Below are 10,310 nucleotides of genomic sequence, written 5' to 3' on the forward strand. Positions count from 1 at the left end.
AGCAGAAATTTCTGCTCGTTTTTTTATAATAACTTAATTTTATCTTCTAAAATATCGATGATCTTATCTTTATAAAGTCCTCCAATCGCTTTCTTGAAATTCTTTTTACTCATCTGAATTTCATCTTTGATCTCTTCAGGAGAAGATTTGTCTGACAAATATAGAAGTCCATAATTCTCTTCCAATTTAGTAAGGATCTTTTGTTTGAATTCATCAATGTTTTCAAAACCTTCCGGTTGCAGGGAAACATCTATTTTTCCATCTTCACGAATGGTTTTGATATAACCTGTTTCTTCAGATAGCGGATAGAGTTTTTTGAAAACATCTGAAGCATAGATCAGTCCGATATACTTTTTATTGATCACCACATTCCATCCCAACTCACTTTCATTCATCATGATCAAATCTACTTTATCCCCTTTCTGGAATGGCAGATTTTCATATTGTGGATTTCTTTTGAATTTTGTCGTTCCCGTAATCAGATCCAGATCCTCATCCACATAAAGATAAACCAAATATCTTTTTGCTTCAATGATCTTAGATTTTTGCTGCTTATAAGGGATAAACAAATCTTTAATAATTCCCCAATCCATAAAAGCACCACTTGGTAAGCTTTGAACACTGGTCATTACCGCAAACTCCCCAACTTCAGCCAATGGAATTTCAGTTGTTGCCTTTAATTTACCATCATCCTGATAAACAAAAACCTCAACCTCATCATCCACTTCTTTATCTTCCTGAGCGAAAACTTTAGGTAAAAAAGCTTTTTCACCAGATTCATCTGTTAGGATCCATCCTGAGTTATTTTTTTCTGAAATTTTTAAAGTCTGAGTTCTTCCGAGTTGCATTAATGATCAAATTAGTCTGCAAAGGTACGGAAATATAAAATGACTCATCGATAAATAATTTCTTCCACATCTGTTTTCTAAATAAAGAAACCTAATTTTCTTTACATAAAACCATTACATTTGACTGACACTAAACCTCGAAAATATGAAATCATATTATTTCTTACTTTTCTTATTTTCTTTTATACCAGCACAATCACAAGTGCTTGATAAAATGGCATTCAGTACAGCCTATCGCTACACAGGAAGAAATGTGATACAGGGCGGACTATCATATAAAACAAATAAGTCAACAGCTCAGTCATTGGTTGTCGGAGCATCTGTATTATATACTTCTGTAGAAGGCCAGACCAAATTTTTACCTGAAGCTAGTATATACTACACGAATATGATGGGACAACTATTTGGGGCTTCTTTCAATCCATATTCTGTAGAGCCAAGGATAGGTCTTTCACTTTTTAATTTCATGAGCATCAATACGGGTTATGCATTACCTATTCGCAAAGAAAAATACTTCAAAGGGATTACTTTTGGAGTACAATTTAATATTGCTCCGGTAAAATCATCTCAATTTTACGAAAATATGAGATTGATGCAATAAAAAAAGAAGCAAAAATGCTTCTCTTTTTTATCTGGACTTTGATATAAAATTCATTAATTCTCTTTTACTGCTTTCAAAATCAAAAGCATCATACACAATAAAGTACTTTTCTCTATCCGCACATTTGCTGTATAATGATTTTGCCAGGCTTAGTTTATTTTTATCAAAACTAAGAGATTTCACAAGACTACCGATTTGTTGGGATGTAAATGCAGTCGTTCGGGTTTGTTGGTTAATAAAAGACAATTTATCCTCATCAAAACTTGCATTTTTCTTAAGCATTTCAAAAAACTGATTAAATGTATCCGTATTCATTATATTAAAGTTACTCCCCATTCCGGAGTTATCCCAATCACTGCTATGATTTCCATAAGGATCATTCCATACATCGTTCCAGTCATTAAAACCGTAAGACTGACTTTTAACAGGATAAGAATCTAGTAAATACAAACCATAATCCGTAAAAAAATCTAATACTAACCTATTATTATTTCGAACCATTAAAGTCGTTCTGTAAATTAGAAATCCATTATCATAAATAGAAATGGGAATTCTGCCTGATTGCAAATCAAAAAAACGATATTTCCCTGAGCCATTTGAGATCATCTGATCCCCAACTTCAACAGCAAAATAACCTTGTTCCGGAATCCTTAGAAAAACTTCAGCGTAGCCATAATTCTGATTCCACCGATAATCAGGAGTTCTAAAGCCGTTATTTTGATTATTCGGATTTCTAAATCCGGAATTATTTCGGCTGCTATTTTTATTATCGAAGTTGGGTATTTTGGCAGATTGCATTTCAGTCTTTGAAGCTTCATTTTTTAAGAGTTCACCTGCTTTTCCCGCTTCCTGACCAAAAGAATAAATTGCAGTGAATAGTGCTAAACCAATAAATATATTTTTCATTTATTTTACTTTTATATGTCCATCTCTATTTCTATGCCAAAAAAAAGAGAAACCAATTTTTGGTTTCTCTTTTTTTATTAATCTTGAAATTTTTAAATCTTTCAATAAATCCTATATGTGAATAGGTCTTTTTCCTGTAGCATCCAATGCAGCTTCTTTAATAGCTTCAGCATACGTTGGGTGAGCATGAGAACTTCTTGCAACATCTTCAGCACTTGCACGGAACTCCATTGCAATTACACCTTCAGCAATTAAATCTGCTGCTCTTGCTCCGATGATATGCATTCCTAAGATCTCATCTGTTTTTTCATCAGCAATGATTTTAACCAAACCATCAATATCACCACTTGCACGGCTTCTTCCTAAAGCTCTCATTGGGAAAGATCCTACTTTAATAGCAACACCTTCTTCTTTTAATTGCTCCTCAGTTTTACCAACTCCGGCAACTTCAGGCCATGTATACACAACACCTGGAATCAGGTTATAATTGATATGAGGCTTTTGACCTGCTAATATTTCAGCAACTAAAGTTCCTTCTTCACTAGCTTTGTGAGCAAGCATTGCTCCTTTAATTACATCTCCAATTGCATAGATATTAGAAACGTTAGTTTGTAAATGATCGTTTGTTTTTACTCTTCCTCTCTCATCAAGTTCAACACCTGCTTTTTCAAGACCAAGACCTTCTGTATAAGGTTTTCTACCTACAGAAACTAAACAATAATCTCCTTCTATAACTACCTCCTCTCCTTTTTTATCTTTTGCAGTTACTTTTACAGTATCTCCATTTCTTTCTACTGCAGAAACAGCTGTAGAAAGCATAAACTTCATACCTTGTTTTTTAAGAACTTTAGTCAATTCTTTACTTAAAGCACCATCCATTCCAGGAATGATCTTATCCATAAACTCAACTACTGTTACCTGAGCTCCTAATCTTAAGTATACAGAACCTAATTCAAGTCCGATTACACCACCACCGATTACTACTAAATGCTTAGGGATTTCTTTAAGACTCAATGCCTCAGTAGAAGTGATTACTCTTTCTTTATCCAGAGTGATAAAAGGAAGTGAAGATGGCTTAGAACCCGTTGCAATGATTGTATATTTTGATTCGATAGTTTCAGAAGAACCGTCGTTTTTAGTTATTTTGATCTGAGTAGCAGATTCGAAACTTCCAAGACCTTCAAAAACTGTAATTTTGTTTTTGTCCATCAAGAACTGGATTCCTTTAGTAGTTTGATCTACCACTTCGTTTTTACGCTCAACCATTCTTGCGATATCCGCCTGCGGCTCATTGATAATGATTCCGTGACCTGCAAAATTATGTTTTGCATTTTCAAAATGCTCTGAACTATCTAAAAGTGCTTTAGAAGGAATACATCCAACGTTAAGACAAGTTCCGCCTAAAGTTGAATATTTTTCAATAATTGCTGTTTTGAAGCCTAATTGTGCAGCACGAATTGCAGCAACATAACCACCAGGACCAGAACCGATTACGGTAACATCGAATTGACTCATGTTATTTTATGAATTTGTTATTATTATCTATCTTAAGTCTTACAAATTTAATGATAAATTACCAAGCACCAAAGTGAGTTTTATCAATTTTGAAATCAAAAAAATTTAAATACTTTACCGTGGTTATCAATCTAGCTTTAAGCTCCCTTTACCAATAGTTCCTGTGCTTTCAAAAAACGAACCTCCATAAACGTACCAGTCAAGACTTTCAAGGTATTCTACAGCATTTTCCGGGGTTATTTGTGAACGGTCTTTTTTGGAAACAATTCCTTTGTACCATCTTCCTGATTTTGAATAATGCTCATATTCAACAAAATAGTGAATCCATATTCTTTGACATAACTTGCACTGTTGAATTGTTACCTCTCCATATCTTCCGTTAGTATGATCTATACCTAGTTCTGAACTTCTATAATCAGTATAATTGTGGTCAGGTTTTTCACAAACGCACCCTATTTTAGGAATCATTTTCATTTTGTTCTTGTTTGAAGCTCAAAAATAATAAAATCGATTCAACCTGAAAGTACCATCAGAAGTATATTATCATAAGAAATCTATTTTTTTATACCCAAAAGTAATCATTAAGTCTAATATTCTGAAGGAACAAATATTGCAGCAAAGCCACTAAATAAACTATCTGAATATGTTGTTATCTCTTTTTCTTCTGCAATAATTACACTATTTTCACCCTACTTTCTTTCTTCAGACGGATATAAATTTTAATATTAAAAAATATCATTATCAACGTCATCAAAAAAGATAATAATCTGAAGAAACATTTTTCTTTTTGGAAAGTAGTAATGCTACACACATTAATGCAGTAACAATCACCGAAAAAGCAATGCTTACTAATATCATATCCCTCGCAAGATCATTTTCCCACCTATTTTTTCAAGAATTGTATATTTTCTTCATTTCCCTCTTTCAAATAGACTGCAGTAAAAATGAGAGGTTTTTCTGTTGATGCATTATCAAAATGAAGGATTTTCACATTTTTTGGTTCATAAAATGCATCCCCTTCATGAAGTATAATTTTCTGTTGTCCATCAATCTGGAAAACAGCCTCACCCGAATTTATGATTCCAAGCACAGGACAAGGATGAAGATGTTCCGGGGCAGTCTGTCCTGCAACAAATTTGATTTCCTGAATTTCTGTAGATGTAATATTTTGATTAATGGCTGTCTTTAACAATACCTTCCTGGAGATTTGATTTTGCTGAGCCATAATCGTAACTGAGCTCAGCATCGAAATAGCTATTGTGGCTGATTTAATTATATTGTTCATTCTTACCTTTTTTTCCTAAGAGTTGAATATCCAGCTTCGTCAAACCATATTTCTTATGAAGTCCGAACCAAATCCAAAAGAAGTTTTTCATATTTATCCAAAATAAGATTTTTAGAAAACCTGGATTTAATAGAATTTTTAATAGCTTCTTTATCATAAGTTTGATGAAGAATACTCAAAATTTTCTGGGAGAAATCTTCATGATTATTAATATCTGAAACTTCCCCGTTAATCTGATGCTGTATGATTTCATTAATTCCTCCCGGACAGTTATTGGCTAATGCATAAGTTCCGCAAGCACCTGCTTCCAATAATACATTAGGAAACCCTTCATATCTTGAAGAAAGTATGAAAAGATCAGCGTATTTTAAAAACTGATAAGGATTTTCCTGTCTTCCATGAAAGAAAACATGTTTCAATCCCAGGAAATCTTTCATTTGATGCAAGATTTCTCTGTCTTTACCATCACCCAAAATATGCAATAATATATTCTCGTTCTTCAGCCTAGAAAAGACTTTTAGCAAATTATCAAATCCTTTTCTCGAAGACAGATTACCTATTGCTACAACGTTTTTATAATTATATTTAAAACATTCCGGCTTTGTAGAACTGATCAGTTTCCGATCTATAAAATCAAAATCTACCGGGTTGTTTATTTTTACAATTTTGTTTGGTTTTATATTGAAATTCTTTGTAAGATCCTTCATCATATCATCACTTTGTGCGATAATCTGCTGATAGTTGTTATAGAAATTATAAAAAAACCTGATTTCTTTTCGGGTAACATGCTCGCTCACTACATTGGTCTCTCTGGCAATAAATTTAGTTTTAGGAAACAGCTTTATAAATAACGATAAATAAGCATTCACTTCTCCAAACCCTGAAAACACAATATCCGGTTTTCTGCGATAGATTTCCGATAGAATAGGCTTTAATGAATGTCTGATTCTTTCTGTATTGACATCAATAATTTCAACGTCTTCTTCAAGGAATTCAAGATATCCGCCTTGCTTACGTAAGAGCAAAATCTTAGGCTCAAAACGATCCCGCGAAAGATGATTTGCAATGGTGGTAATAATCCTTTCTGCACCTCCGGTTTCTAAGTCCGGCAGAATAAATATAACAGAAATCTTTTTCATCAGTTAAAGTTACTAAAAAGTTTAGTTACAACTTAAATATTCCATTTATCCTTACGAATAGTCGGAAACTGATTACTATATAATAAACAACAAGTTGAGAGTTTTAAAAATAATTTTCAAAGAAAAAACCAGAACCAGGAATTGAATCTAATTTAGATTTAATTTCCGGATGAGCTGAAATCCATTTCTGTAATTCTGAATTACTTTTTATACTATCATTTACAGGAATACTTACATATAGAGCATTATTATGAATATTTGTTTTTAAATATAATACTAAAAATCTTTTACCTATATTTTGGGGAGCTTCAGAAAAAGATAAGTCTCCATCACTTCGTCCTTTATACTCTTTATTACCAATCTTAAATAAATATAAATTGTAATAGCCTGTTGCTCTTCCATATTCTTTGATTCCATATATTTCCCCTATGGCATATTCCCCATTTCTTTTATAATTTTTTTTGAAATCCTGTCTTACAAAATAGTCATAACAAATTATACCTATCATGAAAAAAAACAAAAGTACAAGGTAGTTTTTCTTTAAAAACTCCATTTAATATAAATTATTATCCTTCACTAAATTACGATAAAAAAGCTCTTCAAATGAAGAGCTTTTTTATTTTTTATATTGATCTTAATTAGCAACGTCGCTAATGAATTTTATCCTTAACATTCTAACTTCTTCATCAGAAAGTTCATCTCCAAATTCATCCAGCAGCACTTTCATACTATCGCTTTCAGAATCATTCATGAATTCCATGAAGCCATCCACAATATCTTCATCAAAATTATCTTCGACATAATAGTCGATATTCAATTTTGTCCCCTGATATACAATACTTTCCATTTCCTTTAACAATTCATTCATTGTTAAATTTTTGGCTCTTGCAATATCTTCAAGATCAATTTTTTTATCTGTACTCTGGATAATAAAAACTTTATGACTTGATTTATTAGCAACCTGCTTTAAAACCATATCCTGAGTACGCTCAATATTGTTATCTGTAACGTAAGTCTTTATGAAATCGGCAAACTCTTTACCATATTTTTTGGCCTTCCCTTCACCTACCCCATAGATTTTGGCAATTTCCTCTACACTAATTGGATACTGAACCGTCATATCTTCCAAACTTGGATCCATGAACACTGTGTAAGGAGGAATTTCGTATTTCTTAGCTACTTTTTTTCTTAATTCTTTTAGCAGACTGAATAAATTCTGATCCAAGCCGCCTCCTGACTGCATTTGAACCTGATCGCTTTCAGCTTTTGCCTGTGTCAAATCAAATTCACGGTCTTCAGCAATTAAAAAGACATGGTCTAAATCATGATCTAAAACCTGAAGCCCTTTTTCAGAAATTTTCAAAACACCGTAGGTTTCAATATCTTTTTGTAAAAAATTCTGAACGGTAGCCTGTCTTAAAATTGTTTTCCAGTAATTATCCTTTTTCTCTTTTCCGAAGCCAAAATAAGAAGTTTGTTCCAGTTTATAAGACTTGGTTACAGCACTTTCTTTTCCGGCAATAACAGAAATCAAATCCTTAGCTTTAAACTTCTCTCCTGTTTCTCGGATTAATTCCAAAACTTTTTTAAGATCCTTCGTAGCATCTTTTAATTTGGGAGGGTTGGAAACATTGTCACACATTTTAGCTCCTTCCCCTTTGATTGGATCAAAGATCTCACCAAAATAGTAAAGAATATATTGTCTCCTGCTCATTGAAGTTTCCGCATAGCCTACAACCTCATTTAAAAGCTGTAATCCAATTTCTCTTTCAGAAACAGGTTTTTGAGCAAGGAACTTTTCAAGTTTTTCAATATCCTTCGGATCATAAAATGCAAGACAGTGGCCTTCTCCTCCATCACGTCCTGCACGTCCGGTTTCCTGATAATAACTTTCCAAGGATTTAGGAAAATCATAATGGATAACAAAACGTACATCCGGCTTATCAATCCCCATACCAAATGCGATGGTAGCAACAATAACATCAGCATCTTCCATTAGGAATTTATCCTGATTGGCTACCCTCACCTTTTGATCTAAACCAGCATGGTATGGTAATGCATTAATTCCGTTTACCTGCAACAGTTGGGCAAATTCCTCAACCTTTCTGCGGCTCAGACAATATATAATCCCTGATTTTCCTTTATGTTGATTGATAAACTTTACGATTTCCTTATCCACATTTACCTTAGGACGAACTTCATAATACAAATTGGCACGATTGAAGCTTTCCTTGAATACTAACGCATTGGTCATTCCCAGTGTTTTCTGTATATCATCCTGAACTTTAGGAGTGGCCGTGGCCGTAAGTGCGATCACAGGAACATCTGCGATTTTGTCGATAATCATTTTTAAATTTCTGTATTCAGGTCTGAAGTCATGCCCCCATTCTGAAATACAGTGCGCTTCGTCAATAGCAAAGAAAGAAATTTTAACTTCCTTCAGGAAATCCAGATAATCTTCTTTAATTAATGATTCGGGAGCAACGTATAATAATTTTGTCTTACCGCTTTTAATATCATCAAAGACCTGCTTTGTCTGTGTCTTATTTAATGATGAATTTAAAACGTGGGCTACTCCATCATCAGATGAAAGGCCATTTACAGCGTCTACCTGATTCTTCATTAATGCTATCAAGGGAGAAACTACTATTGCCGTCCCTTCGGAAATGAGTGCCGGAAGTTGGTAACATAATGACTTACCTCCTCCTGTCGGCATCAAAACAAATATATCCTTCCCTTCTAACAGGTTTTCTATGATTTGTTCTTGTTGACCTTTAAAAGTAGAAAACCCGAAATACTTTTTCAATTCGCCTGATAAATTGGCTTTTTTTGCGCTCATCTAATTTTCTATTGCTAAATTTGCATCTAATCCAAAGTTATAAAATTTTTGCTTATAATAAAAGCGAACGAATTTATAAAAAATAAAATTTATATTAAATATTCTTTTTAAAGTATAAATTTATATCGGGAGAATTTTGTATACAAATTGTAAAGGTAAAAATGGAAAGAGCTAACATCATTTCAATAGCAAAAAGCACATTAGAAATAGAAATTTCAGAACTTGAAAAATTAAAGAACAGAATAGACGATGAATTTGCAAAGGCCGTAGAGGTTATCCACTCAGCAAAAGGAAAATTAATCATTGTCGGAATTGGAAAATCTGCCCATGTTGGCAATAAGATCGTAGCTACCCTCAACTCCACAGGAACACCTTCACAATTTCTTCATGCTTCAGAAGCCATTCACGGGGATCTGGGTGTGATTCAAAAACAAGATGTGGTACTATGCATTTCAAATTCCGGAAACTCCCCTGAAATTGCTAATCTTGTTCCATTTTTAAAAGATTATTCTTCAGCACTGATCGGGATGACAGGCAATAAGAAAAGTAAACTGGCGGAATTTTCTGAAATTATTCTGGATACTCATGTTGATCTTGAAGCTTGTCCTAATAAATTAGCCCCTACCAGTTCTACGACCATACAGATGGCTCTGGGAGATGCCTTAGCAATCTGTTTAATGGAGCTTAATAATTTCAGAGAAAACGATTTTGCAAAATTCCATCCTGGAGGAAGCTTAGGCAAAAACCTGACAGCTAGAGTTGAACAATTCCTTTCCTCCCAAAAACCGCAGGTAACAGAAGATGCTCCTGTCAGAGATGTTATCATTTCAATCAGTGCATCCAGCCACGGAATAACAGTCGTTACCGATGAGGAAAAGATCATCGGGGTCATTACTGATGGGGATTTGAGAAGAATGCTATTAAAAGGAGAAGACGTTTCTAAGGTTTTGGCTAAAGATATTATGTCTGCCCATCCTAAAACCATTGAAAAGAATGTTTTGGCTAAAGAAGCTATGAAAGTTCTGAAAGAAAATAATATTGGCCAGCTTATCGTCACTGAAAATGGTAAATATTTCGGTATTATAGATCTTCACAAGTTATTAGATGAAGGAATCATATAATTTGAGTTTTACTCATTGATCACAATAAAAAATCGTCCGGCTTGCTTCAGCAAGCC

The 10,310-nt window shown here is 33.6% G+C and carries 10 protein-coding genes; 2 read left to right on the top strand and 8 right to left on the bottom strand.

The window, feature by feature from the left end; translation table 11 throughout:
- Positions 1 to 23: 23 nt before the first annotated feature.
- Positions 24 to 848: a CvfB family protein gene (locus JHL15_RS14340; protein WP_200246801.1), complete on the bottom strand. Its 825-nt coding sequence runs from the start codon at positions 846 to 848 to the stop codon at positions 24 to 26.
- Positions 849 to 993: 145 nt separating this feature from the next.
- Between JHL15_RS14340 and JHL15_RS14345 the strand changes: the two genes are divergently transcribed.
- Positions 994 to 1,449 carry a hypothetical protein gene (locus JHL15_RS14345; protein WP_200246803.1) on the top strand — a complete coding sequence of 152 codons (456 nt, stop codon included), beginning with the start codon at positions 994 to 996 and terminating at the stop codon, positions 1,447 to 1,449.
- A gap of 27 nt (positions 1,450 to 1,476) precedes the next feature.
- Here JHL15_RS14345 and JHL15_RS14350 read toward each other — a convergent pair whose 3' ends face one another.
- From JHL15_RS14350 to recQ, 7 genes are all read right to left on the bottom strand, one after another.
- A complete protein-coding gene (locus JHL15_RS14350) occupies positions 1,477 to 2,355 on the bottom strand; it encodes a DUF4476 domain-containing protein (protein WP_200246805.1) in 879 nt (292 codons plus the stop codon).
- 111 nt (positions 2,356 to 2,466) lie between these two features.
- Entirely contained in the window at positions 2,467 to 3,870 is a 1,404-nt protein-coding gene (lpdA, locus tag JHL15_RS14355) for a dihydrolipoyl dehydrogenase (protein ID WP_200246806.1), read from the bottom strand.
- Positions 3,871 to 3,996: 126 nt separating this feature from the next.
- Positions 3,997 to 4,344, bottom strand: coding sequence for a hypothetical protein (locus JHL15_RS14360; RefSeq protein WP_200246808.1), 348 nt, complete (start codon positions 4,342 to 4,344; stop codon positions 3,997 to 3,999).
- A gap of 409 nt (positions 4,345 to 4,753) precedes the next feature.
- Positions 4,754 to 5,155 carry a cupin domain-containing protein gene (locus JHL15_RS14365; RefSeq protein WP_200246809.1) on the bottom strand — a complete coding sequence of 134 codons (402 nt, stop codon included), beginning with the start codon at positions 5,153 to 5,155 and terminating at the stop codon, positions 4,754 to 4,756.
- Between the two features lie 53 nt (positions 5,156 to 5,208).
- Positions 5,209 to 6,294 (bottom strand): glycosyltransferase, encoded by a 1,086-nt coding sequence (locus tag JHL15_RS14370; protein ID WP_200246810.1) that lies wholly within the window; start codon positions 6,292 to 6,294, stop codon positions 5,209 to 5,211.
- A 103-nt stretch (positions 6,295 to 6,397) separates the two neighbouring features.
- Positions 6,398 to 6,847 (bottom strand): hypothetical protein, encoded by a 450-nt coding sequence (locus tag JHL15_RS14375; protein ID WP_200246812.1) that lies wholly within the window; start codon positions 6,845 to 6,847, stop codon positions 6,398 to 6,400.
- 81 nt (positions 6,848 to 6,928) lie between these two features.
- A complete protein-coding gene (recQ, locus tag JHL15_RS14380) occupies positions 6,929 to 9,133 on the bottom strand; it encodes a DNA helicase RecQ (protein WP_200246814.1) in 2,205 nt (734 codons plus the stop codon).
- A gap of 161 nt (positions 9,134 to 9,294) precedes the next feature.
- Here recQ and JHL15_RS14385 point away from each other — a divergent pair, with 161 nt between their 5' ends.
- Complete coding sequence (locus tag JHL15_RS14385; protein ID WP_200246816.1) at positions 9,295 to 10,254, top strand: KpsF/GutQ family sugar-phosphate isomerase; 960 nt, start codon at positions 9,295 to 9,297, stop codon at positions 10,252 to 10,254.
- Positions 10,255 to 10,310 lie beyond the last annotated feature (56 nt).

Origin of the sequence: Chryseobacterium paridis, assembly GCF_016595215.1 — a bacterium.
GTDB classification, from domain to species: Bacteria; Bacteroidota; Bacteroidia; order Flavobacteriales; family Weeksellaceae; genus Chryseobacterium; species Chryseobacterium paridis.

What these genes read in the sequence shown, in the direction of transcription:
- JHL15_RS14370 (WP_200246810.1), bottom strand. Translation starts at nt 6,294, where the DNA reads ATGAAAAAGATTTCTGTTATATTTATTCTGCCGGACTTAGAAACCGGA.
- JHL15_RS14375 (WP_200246812.1), bottom strand. Translation starts at nt 6,847, where the DNA reads ATGGAGTTTTTAAAGAAAAACTACCTTGTACTTTTGTTTTTTTTCATG.
- lpdA (WP_200246806.1), bottom strand. Translation starts at nt 3,870, where the DNA reads ATGAGTCAATTCGATGTTACCGTAATCGGTTCTGGTCCTGGTGGTTAT.
- JHL15_RS14385 (WP_200246816.1), top strand. Translation starts at nt 9,295, where the DNA reads ATGGAAAGAGCTAACATCATTTCAATAGCAAAAAGCACATTAGAAATA.
- JHL15_RS14365 (WP_200246809.1), bottom strand. Translation starts at nt 5,155, where the DNA reads ATGAACAATATAATTAAATCAGCCACAATAGCTATTTCGATGCTGAGC.
- recQ (WP_200246814.1), bottom strand. Translation starts at nt 9,133, where the DNA reads ATGAGCGCAAAAAAAGCCAATTTATCAGGCGAATTGAAAAAGTATTTC.
- JHL15_RS14350 (WP_200246805.1), bottom strand. Translation starts at nt 2,355, where the DNA reads ATGAAAAATATATTTATTGGTTTAGCACTATTCACTGCAATTTATTCT.
- JHL15_RS14345 (WP_200246803.1), top strand. Translation starts at nt 994, where the DNA reads ATGAAATCATATTATTTCTTACTTTTCTTATTTTCTTTTATACCAGCA.
- JHL15_RS14340 (WP_200246801.1), bottom strand. Translation starts at nt 848, where the DNA reads ATGCAACTCGGAAGAACTCAGACTTTAAAAATTTCAGAAAAAAATAAC.
- JHL15_RS14360 (WP_200246808.1), bottom strand. Translation starts at nt 4,344, where the DNA reads ATGAAAATGATTCCTAAAATAGGGTGCGTTTGTGAAAAACCTGACCAC.